This is a genomic window from Acidiphilium multivorum AIU301, from assembly GCF_000202835.1.
GTDB lineage: Bacteria > Pseudomonadota > Alphaproteobacteria > Acetobacterales > Acetobacteraceae > Acidiphilium > Acidiphilium multivorum.
In genome coordinates this window covers 310,150-327,444 of sequence record NC_015186.1, presented here as the reverse complement: position 1 = coordinate 327,444, position 17,295 = coordinate 310,150, and the positions used below count along the sequence as shown (strand labels likewise).

The 17,295-nt window shown below is 68.1% G+C and carries 15 protein-coding genes; 8 read left to right on the top strand and 7 right to left on the bottom strand.

Annotated elements, in window-relative coordinates:
- The first annotated feature begins 6 nt into the window (after window positions 1-6).
- The 4 genes from ACMV_RS01375 (at window position 7) to ACMV_RS01360 (ending at window position 6,246) form a co-directional block, all read left to right on the top strand.
- Window positions 7-2,103 carry a 3-hydroxyacyl-CoA dehydrogenase NAD-binding domain-containing protein gene (locus ACMV_RS01375; protein ID WP_013639279.1) on the top strand — a complete coding sequence of 699 codons (2,097 nt, stop codon included), beginning with the start codon at window positions 7-9 and terminating at the stop codon, window positions 2,101-2,103.
- Window positions 2,100-3,803, top strand: a complete 1,704-nt coding sequence (pimA, locus tag ACMV_RS01370; RefSeq protein ID WP_013639278.1) for a dicarboxylate--CoA ligase PimA — start codon at window positions 2,100-2,102, stop codon at window positions 3,801-3,803. The genes ACMV_RS01375 and pimA overlap by 4 nt, the downstream gene beginning before the upstream one ends.
- 102 nt (window positions 3,804-3,905) lie before the next feature.
- A complete protein-coding gene (gene pimC, locus ACMV_RS01365; protein ID WP_013639277.1) occupies window positions 3,906-5,117 on the top strand; it encodes a pimeloyl-CoA dehydrogenase large subunit in 1,212 nt (403 codons plus the stop codon).
- Between the two features lie 10 nt (window positions 5,118-5,127).
- Window positions 5,128-6,246: an acyl-CoA dehydrogenase family protein gene (locus ACMV_RS01360; RefSeq protein ID WP_011941385.1), complete on the top strand. Its 1,119-nt coding sequence runs from the start codon at window positions 5,128-5,130 to the stop codon at window positions 6,244-6,246.
- 38 nt (window positions 6,247-6,284) lie between these two features.
- Here the strand turns inward: ACMV_RS01360 and era are convergent, their stop codons facing one another.
- From era to lepB, 3 genes are read right to left on the bottom strand one after another with little or no spacing between them, the layout of a single operon-like run.
- Window positions 6,285-7,172 (bottom strand): GTPase Era, encoded by an 888-nt coding sequence (gene era / locus ACMV_RS01355; RefSeq protein ID WP_013639276.1) that lies wholly within the window; start codon window positions 7,170-7,172, stop codon window positions 6,285-6,287.
- Window positions 7,169-7,834, bottom strand: a complete 666-nt coding sequence (gene rnc / locus ACMV_RS01350; RefSeq protein ID WP_013639275.1) for a ribonuclease III — start codon at window positions 7,832-7,834, stop codon at window positions 7,169-7,171. The genes era and rnc overlap by 4 nt, the downstream gene beginning before the upstream one ends.
- Entirely contained in the window at window positions 7,831-8,589 is a 759-nt protein-coding gene (gene lepB / locus ACMV_RS01345; RefSeq protein WP_007422140.1) for a signal peptidase I, read from the bottom strand. The genes rnc and lepB overlap by 4 nt, the downstream gene beginning before the upstream one ends.
- A gap of 169 nt (window positions 8,590-8,758) precedes the next feature.
- On the opposite strand from lepB, the gene ACMV_RS01340 reads away from it, so the two are divergent.
- The gene (locus ACMV_RS01340; RefSeq protein WP_148360930.1) at window positions 8,759-9,988 is read left to right on the top strand and encodes a D-alanyl-D-alanine carboxypeptidase family protein; all 1,230 of its coding nucleotides are present in this window, start codon (window positions 8,759-8,761) and stop codon (window positions 9,986-9,988) included.
- Window positions 9,989-10,034: 46 nt separating this feature from the next.
- Here the strand turns inward: ACMV_RS01340 and ACMV_RS01335 are convergent, their stop codons facing one another.
- Complete coding sequence (locus ACMV_RS01335; RefSeq protein WP_013639273.1) at window positions 10,035-10,325, bottom strand: PAAR domain-containing protein; 291 nt, start codon at window positions 10,323-10,325, stop codon at window positions 10,035-10,037.
- A gap of 211 nt (window positions 10,326-10,536) precedes the next feature.
- On the opposite strand from ACMV_RS01335, the gene fusA reads away from it, so the two are divergent.
- Complete coding sequence (gene fusA, locus ACMV_RS01330) at window positions 10,537-12,624, top strand: elongation factor G (RefSeq protein WP_007422143.1); 2,088 nt, start codon at window positions 10,537-10,539, stop codon at window positions 12,622-12,624.
- Between the two features lie 36 nt (window positions 12,625-12,660).
- On the top strand, window positions 12,661-12,966 hold the full coding sequence (locus ACMV_RS01325; protein WP_013639272.1) for a hypothetical protein: 306 nt from the start codon (window positions 12,661-12,663) through the stop codon (window positions 12,964-12,966).
- 9 nt (window positions 12,967-12,975) lie between these two features.
- On the opposite strand, the gene ACMV_RS01320 is transcribed toward ACMV_RS01325, so the two are convergent.
- Window positions 12,976-13,830 (bottom strand): class I SAM-dependent methyltransferase, encoded by an 855-nt coding sequence (locus ACMV_RS01320; RefSeq protein WP_007422145.1) that lies wholly within the window; start codon window positions 13,828-13,830, stop codon window positions 12,976-12,978.
- A complete protein-coding gene (locus ACMV_RS01315) occupies window positions 13,827-14,777 on the bottom strand; it encodes a hypothetical protein (protein WP_007422146.1) in 951 nt (316 codons plus the stop codon). The genes ACMV_RS01320 and ACMV_RS01315 overlap by 4 nt, the downstream gene beginning before the upstream one ends.
- A gap of 106 nt (window positions 14,778-14,883) precedes the next feature.
- Here ACMV_RS01315 and ACMV_RS01310 point away from each other — a divergent pair, with 106 nt between their 5' ends.
- Complete coding sequence (locus ACMV_RS01310) at window positions 14,884-16,053, top strand: amidase (protein ID WP_013639271.1); 1,170 nt, start codon at window positions 14,884-14,886, stop codon at window positions 16,051-16,053.
- 71 nt (window positions 16,054-16,124) lie between these two features.
- On the opposite strand, the gene ACMV_RS01305 is transcribed toward ACMV_RS01310, so the two are convergent.
- Complete coding sequence (locus ACMV_RS01305; RefSeq protein ID WP_011941378.1) at window positions 16,125-17,288, bottom strand: iron-containing alcohol dehydrogenase; 1,164 nt, start codon at window positions 17,286-17,288, stop codon at window positions 16,125-16,127.
- Window positions 17,289-17,295: the final 7 nt, after the last annotated feature.

Below are 17,295 nucleotides of genomic sequence, written 5' to 3'. Positions count from 1 at the left end.
GGAAACATGAGCGAGCAGAAAGTCGGGCTCGAAATCGCCAACGGCGTCGCCGTGATCTCGATCGACAACCCCCCGGTGAACGCACTCGGCCATGCCGTGCGGGCCGGGCTGGTCGAGCAACTCGCGGCGGCGGAGGCGGATGCCTCGGTCCGCGCCATCGTGCTCGCCTGCAAGGGGCGCACCTTCTCGGCCGGCGCCGACATCACCGAATTCGGCAAGCCGCCGCGCGCGCCGGGCCTGCACGAGGTGATCGAGCGGTTCGACAACTGCCGCAAGCCCGTCATCGCCGCGCTGTTCGGCACCACGCTCGGCGGCGGGCTGGAACTGGCACTCGGCTGCCATTATCGCGTCGCCGTCGAGTCGGCCCGGATGGGACTGCCGGAAGTCAAGCTCGGCCTGCTGCCGGGCGCCGGCGGCACGCAGCGTCTGCCGCGGCTGATCGGGCCGGAAAAGGCGGTGGCCGCCATCGTCTCCGGGAAGATGATCGGCGCCAAGGCCGCACTGGCGGACGGGCTGATCGACGCGATCGTGTCCGATCCGGTGCAGGGCGCGATCGACTTCGCCCACACCGTCGATCCCGCGAAGCTGGTCCGCGTGCGCGACCGGAGCGACAAAATTGCCGCCGCCAAGGCCGATCCGAGCGCGTTCGAGGCCGCCGCCGCCGAGGCGACGAAGCGGCTCAAGGGCGTCGAGGCGCCGGCGGCCTGCGTCGAAGCCGTGCGCAATTCCTTCACCCTGCCCTTCGACGAAGGTGCCAGAGCCGAGCAGCAGGCGTTCATGCGCCTCGTCGTCGGCGACCAGTCGCGTGCCCAGCGGCATGTGTTCTTCGCGGAGCGCGAGGCGCAGAAGATCCCCGGCATCGGCCCCGAGGTGAAAGGGGCGAAAATCGGCCGCGCCGTGGTGATCGGCGGCGGCACGATGGGCGGCGGCATCGCGATGAACTTCGCCAATGCGGGCATCCCGGTCACCATCGTCGAGACCGACGAGGCGGCGCTGTCCCGTGGGCTCGACCGCGTGCGCGGCACCTACGACGTCTCGGTCCAGCGCGGCGCCCTGCCCGCCGGCACGACCGAGAAGCGCATGGCCCTGTTCTCCGGCAGCACCGACTGGGGCGTGATGGCCGAGGCGGATATCGTGATCGAGGCGGTGTTCGAGGAACTCGGGCTCAAGAAGGAGGTCTTCGCGCGGATCGATGGCATCGCCCGCCCCGGCGCGCTGCTCGCGACCAACACCTCGACGCTGGATGTCGACGCCATCGCCGCCGCGACGAAGCGGCCGGGCGACGTTCTCGGCATGCATTTCTTCTCGCCGGCCAACGTGATGAAGCTGCTGGAGATCGTGCGCGGCAAGGAGAGTTCCGCGCAGTCGATCGCCACCGCCATCGCGGTGGGCAAGACGCTGGGCAAGGTGCCGGTCGTGGTCGGCAATTGCGACGGGTTCGTCGGCAACCGCATGCTGGCGCGCCGCACCATCGAGTGCGAGCGGCTGATGCTGGAAGGCGCGCTGCCGCAGCAGGTCGATGCCGTGGTCAAGGCGTTCGGCTTCCCGATGGGCCCGTTCGCCATGGGCGATCTGGCCGGGCTCGATGTCGGCTGGCGGATCCGCAAGCATCGCGGCGCCACGGCACCGGTGTCGGACGCGCTGTGCGAGATGGGCCGCTTCGGCCAGAAGACCGGCCGCGGCTACTACATCTATGAAAACGGCAGCCGCGTGCCGACGCCCGACCCCGAGGTCGAGGCGCTGATCAGTGAAAAGGCGACAGCGCTCGGCATCACCCGGCGCGCGATTTCCGACCAGGAAATCCTCGAACGCATGACCTACCCGATGATCAACGAGGCAGCCCGCATCCTCGAGGAAGGCATCGCCATCCGCCCGTCCGATGTCGATGTCGTCTGGGTCTACGGGTATGGCTGGCCGGTCTGGCGCGGCGGGCCGTGCTTCCATGCCGACCTCGTCGGGCTGAAGGAAATCGCCGCCCGGCTCGAACACTACGCCCAGGCGGTGGGCGACGAGACGCTCGCCCCCTGCGCCCTGCTGCGCCGCCTCGCGGCGGCAGGCCAGGGGTTCGCGGATTTCGCCCAGGACGCGAAAGCCGCGTCATGAACGCCCGGCCGTTCCCGTGGGAGCGGAATTATCCGCCCGGTCTCGGCTGGGATATCGACATCCCGGCCGAGACGATCCCGGCCATGATCGCGCGCAGCATCGCCGAAAACGCCGCCCAGCCCGCACTGGAATATCGCGATCGTGAAACCGGCTTCGCCGAGCTTGGCGTCGCCATCGGCGAGGTTGCCGCCGGGCTCGCCTCGCTCGGCCACGCCAAGGGCGAGCGTATCGCGCTCTATCTGCCGAACGTGCCGGCGCATCCGTTCTGCTTCTACGGCGCGCTGACGGCGGGGCTCGTGGTCGCGCATCTCTCGCCGCTGGATGCCGAGCGCGAGCTTGCCCACAAGCTGCACGATTCCGGCGCGCGCACGCTGGTGACGACCAATCTCGGCGCGATGCTCGGCATGGCGCTGAAACTGCTGGATGCCGGCCATGTCGAGCGCCTCGTCGTCGCCGATGACGCGGCGTTCGGCGAGATCCCCGGCATGGCGCACCCGCCGATCCCGACCGGCGATCCGCGGGTAATGACGCTCGATGCCCTGCGCGCGCGGGGGCGGGCGTTCGAATTCGAGCCGCCCGCCATCGCGCCGGGCGATCTCGCGCTGCTGCAATATACCGGCGGCACCACCGGCCTGCCCAAGGGGGCGATGCACACGCACGCGACGCTGCGGGCGGCGGTGGCGATCTACGCGACTTTCTTCGACGGCCAGAACCGCTTCCCGCCGGGGCAGAAATTCCGCGCAATCTGCGTGCTGCCGCTGTTCCATATCTACGCGCTGGTCGTGCTCTGCCTGTTGCAGCTCTCGCGCGGATCGACGCTGCTGCTGCGGCTGAAATTCGATGCCGAAACCACGCTGCGCGACATCGAGGTGAAGAAGGCGAGCTATTTTCCCGGCGTGCCGACGATGTGGATCGCGCTCGCCAACGTGCCGGATCTCGACCGGCGGGACCTCTCGTCGCTCCGCCTCGTGGGCTCGGGCGGCGCGCCGCTGCCGGTGGAAATCGGGCAGCGTTTCGAGCGGCTGACCGGCATGCGCCTCGGCGGCGGCTGGGGCATGACCGAAACCGCCTCGGCCGGCACCGGCAACCTGCTCGACGGGCTGTTCAAGTTCGGCTCCGCCGGCATGCCACTGCCCGGCATCAAGCTCGACGTCGTCGCCCTCGACGATCCGTCCCGCGTGCTGCCTTATGGCGAAACCGGCGAAATCCGCATCCGCTCGCCCAACACCTTCATCGGCTACTGGCAGAACCCCGAGGAGACCGCCCGCAGTTTCGTCGACGGCCATTTCCTGACCGGAGATGTCGGCTATATCGACGAGGACGGCATGGTCTTCCTCGTCGATCGCAAGAAGGACATGATCCTCTCGGGCGGCTTCAACGTCTACCCGACCGTGATCGAGAGCGCGATCTACGAACACCCCGACGTCGCCGAGGTCATCGTCGTCGGCGTGCCGGACGACTATCGCGGCCAGTCGGCCAAGGCCTTCATAACGCTGAAGCCGGGTGCGGCGGAATTCACGATCGAGTCGCTGCGCGACTTCCTCGCCGACAAGCTCGGCAAGCACGAACTCCCCGCCGCCGTCGAATTCCGCGAGGCCCTGCCGAAGACATCTGTCGGCAAGTTCTCGCGCAAGGAACTCGCGGCGGAGGAACGCGAACGGCACGCTTCCGCCAGAGCTTCAGGTGCTGCGGCACCATGATCCCGCCCACCATCGCCGCCGCCCCGCGCGGGCGGATGGACACCCGCACCGGCACCCGCAAGGACAGCGCCGGCCGTTTCGAGAACAACTGAGGAGAGCGCCATGGAACTCAGCTTTTCGCCCGAGGAAATCGCGTTCCGCGACGAGGTGCGCGCCTTCATCCGCGACAACCTGCCCGGGGATGTGCAGAAGCGCCTGATCGAGGGACGCGAGATCGGCAAGCAGGACATTGTCGACTGGCAGCGCAAGCTGAACGCGAAAGGCTGGGCAGTGCCGCACTGGCCGCGCGCCTGGGGCGGGCAGGACTGGAGCCCGGTGCAGGAATTCATCCTGCTCGACGAGTTGCAATCGGCCCCCGCGCCCAGCCCGCTGCCGTTCAACGTCTCCATGGTCGGCCCGGTGATCGCGACCTTCGGCAATGACGAGCAGAAGCGGAAATTCCTGCCGGCGACGGCCAACCTCGATATCTGGTGGTGCCAGGGCTTCTCCGAGCCGGGGGCGGGATCGGATCTTGCCGGCCTCAAGACCACGGCCCGCCGCGAGGGCGATCACTACATCATCAACGGCCAGAAGACCTGGACGACCCTCGCCCAGTATGCCGACTGGATCTTCGTCCTCGCCCGCACCGATCCGGGTGCGGAGAAGAAGCAGCAAGGCATTTCCTTCATCCTTGTCGACATGAAGACGCCCGGCATCACCGTCCGGCCGATCCAGCTGATCGATGGCGGGCACGAGGTCAACGAGGTCTGGTTCGACGAGGTGAAGGTGCCGGCGGAAAACCTCGTCGGCGAGGAAAACAAGGGCTGGGACTACGCGAAGTTCCTGCTCGGCAACGAGCGCACCGGTATCGCCCGCGTCGGCGCCTCGAAGCAGCGCCTGCGTCGCATCCGCGAACTCGCCGCGATCGAGCGGGCCGGCGACGCGAAGCTGATCGACGCGCCCTGGTTCCGCGAGAAGCTCGCGGATGTCGAGATCGATCTCAAGGCGCTGGAAATCACCCAGCTCCGCGTGCTCGCCGAGGCGCGCAAGTCGGGCAAGCATGGCCGGCCGGATCCGAAATCCTCGATCCTCAAGATCAAGGGTTCGGAAATCCAGCAGGCGACGACCGAGCTTCTGCTCGATGTCGTCGGCCCGCTCGCGATGCCGTTCCAGGGCTCGACCGATCCGGATGACGATGGCAACGCCATGCCGATCGGGCCGGACGACGCGGCCGAGGCGGCGCCGACCTATTTCAACTGGCGGAAGATCTCGATCTACGGCGGCTCTAACGAGATCCAGCGCAACATCATCGCCAAGGCGATCCTGGGGTTCTGAGGACAAGACAATGGATTTCGATTTTACCGAAGAACAGCGCCTGCTGCGCGACAGTGTCGGCAAGCTTTTCGCCAGCCGCTACGCCGATTTCGAAAAGCGCAAGGCCTATGCGAAACTTCCCGAAGGATTCGACCGCGCGGTCTGGGCCGAATATGCCGAGGCCGGGCTGCTCGCCCTGCCCTTCGACGAGGCGCAGGGCGGCTTCGGCGGCGGGCCGGTCGAGACCATGATCGTCATGGAGGAGATCGGCAAGGCGCTGGCCCTCGAACCCTATCTCGCCGCGATCGTCTTCGCCGGCGCCGTCCTGCGCCACGGCTCAAGCGCGGCCGTGAGGGACGAGGTGATTCCCGCACTTGCCGCCGGCGAGACGATCGTCGCCGTCGCCCATACCGAGCGCAGTTCCCGCCACGACCTCGAAGACGTGACCACTACCGCGAAGCGCGACGGCGATCATTTCATCCTCGAAGGCGAGAAGTCGGTGGTCCTCGGCGGCGATACGGCGGACTGGCTGATCGTCAGCGCCCGCCTTGCCGGCAGCCGGCGCGATCGCGACGGGATCGGCCTGTTCCTGGTCGATGCGAAGGCCGAAGGCGTCTCCCGCCGCGGCTATCCGATGCAGGACCTGCTGCGCGGCGCGGAAATCTCGCTCGCCAGCGTGCGGGTTCCGGCCGCGCGGCAGATCGGCGATCTCGCGGTGCTGGAGCGCGCGCGCGACGAGACGATCGCCGCCCTCTGCGCCGAGGCGGTGGGCGCGATGGAGGCCCTGGTCGGCCTGACCGTCGACTACATGAAGCAGCGCAAGCAGTTCGGGGTGGCGATTTCCGTCTTCCAGGCGCTGCAGCACCGCGCGGTGGACATGTATGTGGCGCTGGAACAGGCGCGCAGCCTCGCCATCTTCGCCGCCCTCTCGGTCGCCGACGACGATGCCGAGGCGCGCGGCAAGGCGATGGCGCTGGCCAAGGCCGGGGTGGGCAAGGCGCTGCACTTCGTCGGCCAGCAGGCGATCCAGCTGCATGGCGGCATCGCGATGACGATGGAATACAAGGCCGGCCACTATTTCAAGCGGCTGACCATGATCGACACGATGTTCGGCAACGCCGACCACCATCGCCGCCGGCTCGCCGCCTGATGTTCTGAACCGGCGCCGGGCCAACCCGGCGCCGGTGTTCAACCGTCGAGGCCGAGGGCGCGCAACCGCGCGGCTTCCTCGTCCCAGCCCGGGCGTTCCTTGACGTTGAGAAACAGGTGCACCCGCCGCTCCAGCTGGCGCTCGAGATCCCGCCGCGCCCGCGAACCGATCGACTTGATGCGCGCCCCGCCCTCGCCGAGCACGATCTTCTTGTGGCCGGCACGCGCGACATAGACGGTAACGTCGATCCGCACCGATCCGTCCTTCCGTTCGCTGAAACTCTCGGTCTCGACGGAGGCGCCGTAGGGCACCTCGTCGCGCAGCTGGAGAAAGATCTGCTCGCGCACCAGCTCGGCGGCGAGCATTCGCTCGGTCTGGTCGGTCAGCTCGTCCTCGGGGTAGAGATGCGGGCCTTCGGGCATCGCCGCGGCCAGCGCGTCGAGCAGGCGATCGACGCCGTCGCGCTTCAGCGCGCTGATCATGAACACTTCCGCGAACCCGCCCTGCCGCGCCAGCGTTTCGGCCAGCGGCAGCAGCTTGTCGCGCGGCAGCAGGTCGATCTTGTTGAGGATCAGCCAGCGCGGCCGCCCGGTCGCGGCGAGCGCCTCGATCGGCTCGGCGAGATCGTCCGGGTCCGCCTTCGCGGCATCGACGATCAGGCAGGCGAGATCGGCGCCGGCAACGCCCTCCCACGCCGCCGCGACCATCGCGCGGTCGAGCCGCCGCTTCGGCGCGAAGATGCCTGGCGTGTCGACCAGCACGATCTGGTCCCCGCCGCGCATGACGATGCCGGAAATGCGGAACCGCGTGGTCTGCGCCTTGGGTGTCACGATCGACACCTTGGCGCCGACCGCCTGGTTCAGCAGGGTGGACTTGCCGGCATTCGGCCGTCCGAGAAGGGCGACATAACCGCAGCGGGTCGTCATTGCAGCTGCTCCAGCAGGTCGCGCGCGGCGTTCTGCTCCGCCTCGCGCTTGGTTCCGGCAAGTCCCTCGGCGGCACGGCCGGCGACCGTCACGCGGATGCGAAAGCGCGGCGCGTGCGAGGGGCCGGTCCGCTCCACCAGCTCATAGGCCGGCAGAACCGGCCCGCGCGCCAGAGCATATTCCTGTAGCGCGGTCTTCGGGTCCTTGGGCGGGGCGCTCGGCTGGCCGTCGATCCGGGGCGCGAAGATGCGGCGGATGAACAGCCGCGCCGGCTCCAGCCCGCCATCGAGATAGAGCGCGCCGATCAGCGCTTCCAGCGCATCGGCCAGCACGGTCGCGCGGTTGCGCACTCCGCGCCGGCTCTCCCCCGGCGAGACCGACAGCAGCCCGGCAATCCCGCCATGCTCGGCGATTTCCGCCAGCGACTGGCGGGAGACGAGATGCGCCAGCCGCGGCCCCAGCCCGCCCTCGCGCTCATGCGGGAAGCGCTCGATCAGCCATTCGGCGATCAGCAGGCCCAGCACGCGGTCGCCGATGAATTCCAGCCGTTCGTTCGACCCGAGACCACCCTGCCCGACCGCGGAGCGATGGGTCAGGGCCTGGGCGAGCAGGTCAGGTCGCGCGAAGCGATGCCCGAGCAGCGCTTCCGCCGCCTCGCTCAATGGATGACCGTGAACAGCCGGTCCCAGCGGATATCGACCGGCCAGTACCAGAATTCCCACCACGGATGATCGAGCCGGATGGAGAACCATATGATCCGCGCCCGACCGACGAAATTCGCCAGCGGCACGTAGCCGACGGCATCGAGATAGCGCGAGTCCTCGGAGAAATCGCGGTTGTCGCCCATCATGAACAGGTGGTCGGGCGGGACGTGATAGACGGGCGTGTTATTGGCGAACCCCTGATTCGTCGCCTTGGCGATCAGATGGGTCACGCCGTCCGGCAGGTGCTCGCGGTAGAGGCGCACCTTGATGGGCACGCCCTCCCCCGAGTCGAGTGGCGTCTCGACATAGGTGCCGGCCGGGGTGCGGGGCACCTCGCGCCCGTTGATGTAGAGCTGGCCGTCGGTCACCTGGACCGTGTCGCCGGGTTCGCCGATTACCCTTTTGATATAGTCGATCGACGGGTCGCGCGGCAGCGCGAACACCGCGATCTGCCCCTGTTTCGGCAGCGAGCCGAAGATCCGCCCCTTGAAATCCGGCTCGCCGAAGGGGAACGACCAGCGCGAATAGCCATAGTTCCACTTGGTCACGAGTACGAAATCGCCGGGCAGCAGCGTCGGCGTCAGGCTGCCCGAGGGAATGAAGAACGGTTCGAACAGGAATGAGCGGATGAAGACGGCGATCACCACGACATAGACGAGAGTGACAACCCATTCCCTGATCGAGCCTGCTACCGAGTCCTTCGTCTGCGCCATGTCCGCCCGTTCTGATATTGTCTGCCCGCTTCAAACCGTGCGGGGGGCGCGAAGTCAAGGAAGTGCGGCGAAACACCACCGTGAACGCGACGCACGGCCTCGCGATTTGCCACGGCACGGGGGCGATTGTATGCCTCTCGCCATGCCAACAGTCCGGACTTCCGCCACCATGAAGCGCCGCCTTTCACTTCTCACCCTCGCCCTGTTCACCGCTACGTCCTACGCCGCCGGGCGCACGCCCGCGCCGGGCAAGGGCGCGGCACACGCAACCGCGGCGACGACCGCGCCGCAGGACGCGGGACCAGCGCCAGTGGCGCCCCTCGCCATTCCCGGCGTGCCGATGCCGCCGACCCTGCCGCAGCAGGCTTCCTATGTGCTGATGGACGCCGATACCGGCGCGGTGATCGCCGCCAAGGCGCCGGACCAGCCCTGGCCACCGGCCAGCCTGACCAAGCTGATGACCGCCTATCTGACCTACCAGGCTGTCGCGCACGGTTCGCTGAAGATGGACCAGACCGTGCCGGTCAGCGTCTCCGCCTGGCATACCGGCGGCTCGCGCATGTTCATCTCGCCGGGCATGACGGTCACGGTGGACCAGTTGCTGCACGGGCTGATCATCGACTCGGGCAACGATGCGGCCGTGGCGCTCGCCCAGGCGGTGGCCGGCAGCCGGAGCGGCTTCGTCGGGCTGATGAACCATGAAGCCAAGGCGCTTGGTCTGAAGTCGACCCACTACACGAACGTGGACGGCCTGCCGAACCCGGACCTGCGCACCACGGCGATGGATGTTGCAAAACTGTCGCGCGACATCGTCCGTACCTATCCGCAGTTCCTGAAGATTTCGGTCAAGAAGCACTTCACCTTCGACAAGATCCGCCAGCGAAGCTGGAACCCGGTGCTGTTCCACGACCCGACGGTGGATGGGCTTAAGACCGGCCGCACCAAGGAAGCCGGGCACTGCATCGACGCCACAGCCCTGCGCAACGGCCGCCGCCTCATCGCCGTGGTGCTCGGCGGGCCAAGCTGGACCGTCAGCACGCACGATATCGAGGCCCTGCTCGATTACGGCTACCAGTTCTACGCCAATGCCAAGGTCGCGGTTGCCGGCAAGCCGGCGGGCACGCTGAAGGCGCCGCTCTACCGCACGACCGCGGTGGCGGTCGGCCCGGCGCACAGCATCACGATGACGATCCCGGCACTTGCCGCGAAGACCCTGAAGACCTCCGTGGCGCTGGACCCGCCGCCGGCAGCCGGCGTACATCGCGGGCAGACGGTCGGCACGATCACCGTCAGCGCCGGCGGCAAGACCCTGGCGACCGTTCCCGCCGTCGCCCTCGCGGACGACCCGCCGGCCGGATTCGTCACAAGGATGATGAGGAAGCTGAAAGCCGCGCTCTGACGGCGACGCTCCGATACAGGCCGCGCCCTGACGGGCGCGGCGCCTTTCAGCCGATCAGGACTGTCGGCATGCCGAGAATGATGGTGCCGCCGTGCGCGGTGGAATCGCCCATCCGCGCCGCGGGCTGGCCGCCGATCAACACGGTGAACGCGCCGACGACCACCGAGTCGGGGGGGCCCACGCAAACCGCCATGTCGCCCACCCGCGCGGCCGGCATGCCGCCGATCAGCACGGTGGGCGCGCCGGGGCCGATGATCGGCCCGCCGACATGGGGCACAAGCACGTCCACCATCGGGCAGACATGCATGTCGGTCAGGCGTGCGGCAGGTTGTCCCATGGCGAATGGCTAGCGCGAATTCGCCCCGTGCGAAAGGAAAAACCGCCGCCGGGTTGCAAAATGCGGCCCGCCTTGCCATTATGCGGGCGAAGATTGGTCGAAAGCCGGTCGTAATCGGGTGGATTGCCGGGACACTCACCGGCGGTCGCGCCCGTTTTTCGTTGTAATCGCTGTTCGCTGAACCCTGCACAGCCCACCCTGGAGAGACTGCATGTCCGGCACCTCGCTCGCCAAGATCCGGAATATCGGCATCACCGCGCATATCGACGCGGGCAAGACCACGACCACGGAACGTATCCTGTATTACACGGGCGTGTCGCACAAGATTGGCGAGGTGCATGACGGCAACACGACGACCGACTACATGGAGCAGGAGCGCGAGCGCGGCATCACCATCACCTCCGCCGCCGTTACCTGCGAGTGGAAAGACCATCGCATCAACATCATCGACACGCCGGGCCACATCGACTTCAACATCGAGGTGAACCGCTCGCTGCGCGTGCTCGATGGCGCTGTGTTCATCATCGAGGGCGTGGCCGGCGTGCAGCCGCAGTCCGAGACCAACTGGCGCCTGGCGGACCGCTACAACGTTCCCCGCATCATCTTCATCAACAAGCTCGACCGCACCGGCGCCGACTTCTACCGCGCGTTCGACACGCTGAAGGAGAAGCTCGACATCGTGGCGCTGCCGCTGCAGCTGCCGATCGGCATCGAGGACCAGTTCGTCGGCGTGGTCGACCTGGTCGAGATGAAGGCCATCGTGTGGGAAGGCGGCGAACTCGGCGCGAAGTTCCACGATGAGGAAATCCCGGCCGATATGCTGGAGAAGGCCAAGGAATACCGCCAGAACCTGCTCGACACCGCTCTGTCGGTCGACGATGCGGGCATGGAGGAATATTTCGAGAAGGGCGACGTCGCGACCGAGACGCTGAAGCGCGCGATCAAGACCGGTACGATCTCCGGCGCGTTCCGCCCGGTGCTGTGCGGCACCGCCTTCAAGAACAAGGGCGTTCAGCCGCTGCTCGACGCCGTGCTCGACTATCTGCCGAGCCCGGTCGACATCGAAGGCATCAAGGTCGCCCCGCCGGAAGGCGAGGAGGAAGACCCCTCGGCCAACCGCCGCGTGATCCCGGCCAACCCCGACGCGCCCTTCGCCGGCCTCGCCTTCAAGATCATCAACGACAAATACGGCACGCTCACCTTCGTGCGCGTCTATGCCGGTACGCTGCGCTCGGGCGACACGGTGCTCAACACGACCAAGGGCCACAAGGAACGCGTCGGCCGCATGTTCCAGATGCACGCCGACAAGCGTGAGGAGGTCAAGGAAGTCCACGCCGGCGACATCGCCGCGTTCGTTGGCCTGAAGGACACCGGCACGGGTGACACGCTGGCCTCGTCGGACGACCCGGTGGTGCTGGAGCGCATGGCCTTCCCGGTGCCGGTCATCGACATCTCGGTCGAGCCGAAGACCAAGGAAGCCGTCGAGAAGATGACGCTGGCGCTGCAGAAGCTCGCCGGCGAGGACCCCTCGCTCCGCCTCAAGACGGACCAGGAAACCGGCCAGACCATCCTCTCCGGCATGGGCGAGCTGCACCTCGACATCATCATCGACCGGTTGCGGCGCGAATATGGCGTCGAGGCCAATGTCGGCGCGCCGCAGGTGGCCTATCGCGAGACGATCACCCGCGAACACACCGAGACCTACACCCACAAGAAGCAGTCGGGTGGCTCGGGCCAGTTCGCCGAGGTCAAGATCATCTTCGAGCCGCAGGAGCGCAACGAGGGCATCCTGTTCGAGAACAAGGTGGTCGGCGGCGCCGTGCCGAAGGAATACATCCCGGCGGTGGAAAAGGGCATCAAGGTGCAGGCCGATACAGGCGTGCTCGCCGGCTTCCCGACGGTGGACTTCAAGTACACGCTGGTCGACGGCAAGTACCATGACGTCGACTCCTCCGCGCTGGCCTTCGAAATCGCCGCCAAGGCGTGCTTCCGCGAGGGCATGAAGAAGGCCGGCCCGGTCATCCTCGAGCCGATCATGGATGTGGAGATCACCACGCCGCAGGACCACGTCGGCGATGTGGTGGGCGACCTCAACCGCCGGCGCGGCATGATCCAGAACCAGGAAAGCTCGGGTTCGACCGTGATCGTCCGCGCCCAGGTGCCGCTGAAGGAAATGTTCGGCTACATCTCGAACCTGCGTTCGATGACCAAGGGCCGCGCCTCCTTCACCATGCAGTTCCACCATTACGATCCCGTGCCGCGCAACATCGCCGACGAGATCATGACCAAGAGTGCCTGATGGCGTGGCGCCCGCCGGCCTGGCGGAGCTGATGCGATGCGGCTTCGCTGGGTGCGCGGCCGCGACAGCTTGCTGACCGAGACCGGCGCGCGCGCCCGTGAATGGCTGGGACTTGATGACGCGGGCAATGCTGTTGCCCGCGTCATTCATTTGGATGGTCCGATGACGACCGCGCGTGGCCGGTTTCATGCCGTGGCGCTGGATGACGAGGCGCGGCTGATCCGCCTGTTGCCGCGCCCGCCCGCCGATGGCGACTGGCTCGCCCTGATCGGCGGGCGTGTCGTTGGCCGCGCCGCCGCCCCGCTTGCGGCGGTCCGCCACGCCGAGGCGGCGCTGCAGTGACCAGCCGGATCAGGCCGGGTTGCGCGCCGTGATCATGTGGATCGTCGCCGGCAGCCGGGCATCGGCGTCGGCATAGCCGGGGAGAGCTTCGCGGAAGGCCACCCGCAGCGCCGCGCGCGTTTGGGCATCGGCCTCCTTCTCGTCGATCAGCGCGCCGGCCGGGCCCATCGTCCCCGCCATTTCGGCCTCGTCGTCGAGTGACCGCCCGGACAGCATGACCCGCTCGGGCTCGATGGCGATCTCGGCAAAGCCCGCCTGCGTCAGCACCGTCCGTGCATGGTCGCGGTCGGCAAAGGCCAGGGGGCCCGGCGCGTGCGGCCGGCGCGGCTTTGGTGGGCCGAGCCGTGCCACGGTGATCTCAAGCGGCACCGACCAATGCGGATTGTCGGCGATCGGCCCCCAGGCGGCGCAGACGAGGCGGCCGCCCGGAACGAGTGAGGCGCGCAGATTGGCGAAGGCGGCCGCCGGATCCTCGAAGAACATCACGCCGAAGCGGGAGGTGACGAGGTCGAACGGCGCTGCGAAGGTCGCGAAGGCGGCATCCGCCTCCATCAGCGTCACTTGCGCCAGGCCGGCAAGCCGGGCGCGCGCCGCCTCAAGCATCGGGCGGGAAACATCGACGGCGGTGACATGCCCGCCCTCACCGACCAGCCCGGCGAGCCGCGCGGTGGTCGTCCCCGTGCCGCAGCCGACCTCCAGCACCCGCTCGCCAGCGCGGGGCGCAGCCCGCTCCAGCAGGCGGTCCTCGACCGCCGTCAGCCTCGATTCCATCGCCGCCTGGACGCGGATCCACTTCGGCCCCGCGACCTCGTTCCAGTAGGCGATCTGCCGTTCGTTGCCGCCGGCCGTGCCGCCGCCGCTCACGCCGCCGCCTTCTGGCGCGGTTTCGGCATGAATTTCAGCGCGATCCGCACCAGGGTCGGCATCGTCGTCGGCCGCAGCAGCCGGCGGTCGTAGCCGGCGAAGCGCCGGTCGTTCTCCTCGAGGCAGATGCGCATCAGTTCCGGCACCGAGATGTCTTCGGCGCTGACCGACTTGCTGCCGGTCACGGTGAAATTGTTGTCCTGCGCCTTGGGTTTGTCCTTGCCCCCGTCGTCCATGCCGCGGGCGATGCCGATTCGCTCCCAGCCGAGGAACGCCCATACCGCCGCGACGCGGAGTTCGAACCAGATCCGCCGGTGCAGCGGCAGCCTCGCGCGGTGCCAGGCGACCCAGTTGGCGAAGAGCAGGATGTGCCGGCACTCCTCCTGCATCACCGGCTCGAAGGTCTCGACCAGTTCGGCCGGGAAGAAGCCGGACCGCTTCGCCAATTCGAACAGGCCGAAGGCGAAGAAACTGTCGACGCACTCGGAATAGCCGGTGACCAGATAGGCCCATTCGGGATCCTTCGGCTGGCGGTATTCCGGCTCCGGTTCGAGCGGAATGTCATAGGCCTCGACCAGCTTGGAGAGCACCTCCTTGTGCCGGTTCTCCTCCCAGCCGTTCAGCTCGATCGTCTTGCTCATGTCCGGATCGGCGATGATCCGCGCATAGGCCGCCATCCGCAGCCGCGCCTTGCCCTCGGTCTGCACCGCGATGTCCCAGATCGGCAGCGAGGTGATCTTATGCAGGGTTTCGGGGTCGAGCTTCGGCCACTCGATGACCGAGGGTTTGTAAGGGTTGAAGGTTTCGTGGAACATCGCGCAGACGGCGCGCTTGTGTGCTTCCGAGCCCGGTTTCAGTGGTCCGGGATCGGGGCTGACCCAGTGGCGGGCGGCCTTGTCGGCGGCCTCGATCGTCGCGGCATCCGCAGTGATGGCAGTGGCGTTCATCGACCCTCGTCCTTGTCCTCTGCCGGAGATATCGGTGCCGGCCAGTCGATTTTAACCCTGCCGGAAGCCGGTTCAACCCGGCGCCGAACTCTGTTACCCTTTCGCCATGGAAACGCGCCATCCCCTCTCCGAAGCTCCCGATCTCGGCCTGATCAAATCGCTCGACATCCGGGGCAATCCGCACGGCCCGCTTGCGGGACTCGACGTGGTCGTCAAGGACCTGTTCGACATCGCGGGCGAAGTGACCGCCTTCGGCAACCCCGACTGGGGGCGGCATTTCGGCCCCGCCCTCTCGCATGCCTGGATCGTCTCACAGCTTCTCGAGGCCGGCGCCCGCGTCACCGGCAAGACAACGACGGTCGAACTCGCCTTCGGCCTGGAGGGGCGCAACACCCATTACGGCACGCCGCTCAACCCGGCGGCGCCGGACCGGCTGCCGGGCGGCTCGTCGAGCGGCTCGGTGGCGATGGTCGCGTCCGGCCGCGCCCATGTCGGCGTCGGCTCGGATACCGGCGGCTCGGTGCGGATTCCGGCCAGCTATTGCGGGCTCTACGGGTTGCGCCCGACTCAGGGGCTGCTCAGCCTGGCCGGGGCGGCGCCGCTGGCCCCGAGCTTCGACACGCCTGGCTGGTTCACCCGCGATGCGGAGACCATGCTTCGCGTCGGCGAGGCGCTTTTGCCGCCAGCACCGCCGCTCGCGGCCCAGTTTCTCATGATTCCCGCAGCCTTCGCCAATGCCGATCCCGACGTCGTCGCTGCCCTCGAACCCGCGCTCGCCAGGCTGGGCCCGATGGGCGAGGCCGACCCGGTGCCGGAAGGGCTCGACCGGATGCTGGCCTGGCAGAACGCCGTGCGCGGGCGCGAGACGTGGCTGACGCTGGGCGGCTTCATCGAGACGGTCAAGCCGCTGCTCGACCCCGTCACCGCGGGCCGGATCGCGGCGACGCGCGGCTTCACCGCCGAAGCCGCTGCCGAGGGACGCGTGGCGCGCCGCGCGCACACGGCGCGGATGCACGCGCTGCTGGCCGGCGGCGCGGTGCTGGTGATTCCGACCTCGCCCTGCCCGGCCCCGCCGGTTGCGGCGGAGCAGGCGGTCTATGAAGACGTCCGCACGCGAACGCTGCGCGTCGGCATCATCGCCGCCTTCGCCGGCCTGCCGGAACTCACCATTCCGGTCGGCAAGGTGAACGGGGCGCCGGTCGGCCTGTCGCTCATCGCCGGGCCGGGACGCGACCTCGCCCTGCTCGAACTCGCGGCCGACCTCGCACTCGCCTGAGCGCGGGGCCGGAACGCGAATCCAGAAGCGCTTCAGGGACGCGACGCCAAAAGCGCGTCAGGGACGCGACGTCAAAAGATCTCCTCGTAGATCTTCACGATCTCGGCAGCGTCCGGCACCGCCGGATTGTTGCCGGGGCTGCCGGAGGCCAGCGCCTGTTCCGCCATTTTGGGCAGCAGCGCATCCCAGTCGGCGCGGGCCACGCCGAAACCCTGCGGTGTGGGCACCTCGAGCTCGGCATTGATCGCCTCCAACGCCTCGATCAGCCTGGCGCCGGCCAGCTGGTCGGCGTCATCGGCGCGGGCGAAGCCGGCGAGGCGGGCGGATTCGGCGTAGCGCGGCAGCGCGGCATTGAGCGAAAAGCGCGTCACCGCCGGCAGCAGCATCGCGTTCGACATGCCATGCGGCACATGGAAATGCGCGCCGATCGGCCGCGACATGCCATGCACCAGCGCCACCGAGGCGTTCGAGAAGGCGAGTCCCGCGAGGGTCGCGCCGAGCATCATCGCCTCGCGCGCGTCGCGATCCTGCGGCGTCTGCCAGACCTTGCGCAGGTTGGCGCCGATCAGCCTCATCGCGCTGCGCGCATAGGCGTCGGACACCGGGTTCGCCCGCCGCGAGACATAGGCCTCCAGCGCATGGGTGAAGGCATCGATCCCGGTATCGGCGGTGGTGCGCGGCGGCACGCTCATGGTCAGCTCGTAATCGACCACCGCCGCCAGCGGCAGCGCCCCGAGCCCGGCGATCAGCATCTTCTCGTCGGTTTCGGTATCGGTGATCACGGTAAAGCGGGTCGCTTCCGAGCCGGTGCCGGCGGTCGTCGGCACCGCGATCAGCGGCAGCGCCGCCGTATCGGCGGCGACGGGCACCTTGAAGTCGCGCATGCGCGCACTTGGCGCCGCCGCGAGCAGGATGTTGATCGCCTTCGCCGTGTCGATCGGCGAGCCGCCGCCGAAGCCGATCAGGCAGTCGAACGCGCCGCCCCTGGCGATGGCGACGCCGGCTTCCACCACGGTATCGACCGGCTCGGGCACGGTGTCGCTGAAGATCGTGCAGACGATCCCGGCCGCTTCCAGCGGATCGGTGATGCGGCGGACCAGGCCGAGTTTCACCATGACCGGATCGGTGACGATCAGCGGCCGCGACAGGCCGAAGCGGCCGAGCAGGACCGCAATCCGCGCCGCCGCCCCGCCGCCGATATCCATGTGCCTCGGCGCGAAAAAGCCCATTTCCATGTTACGT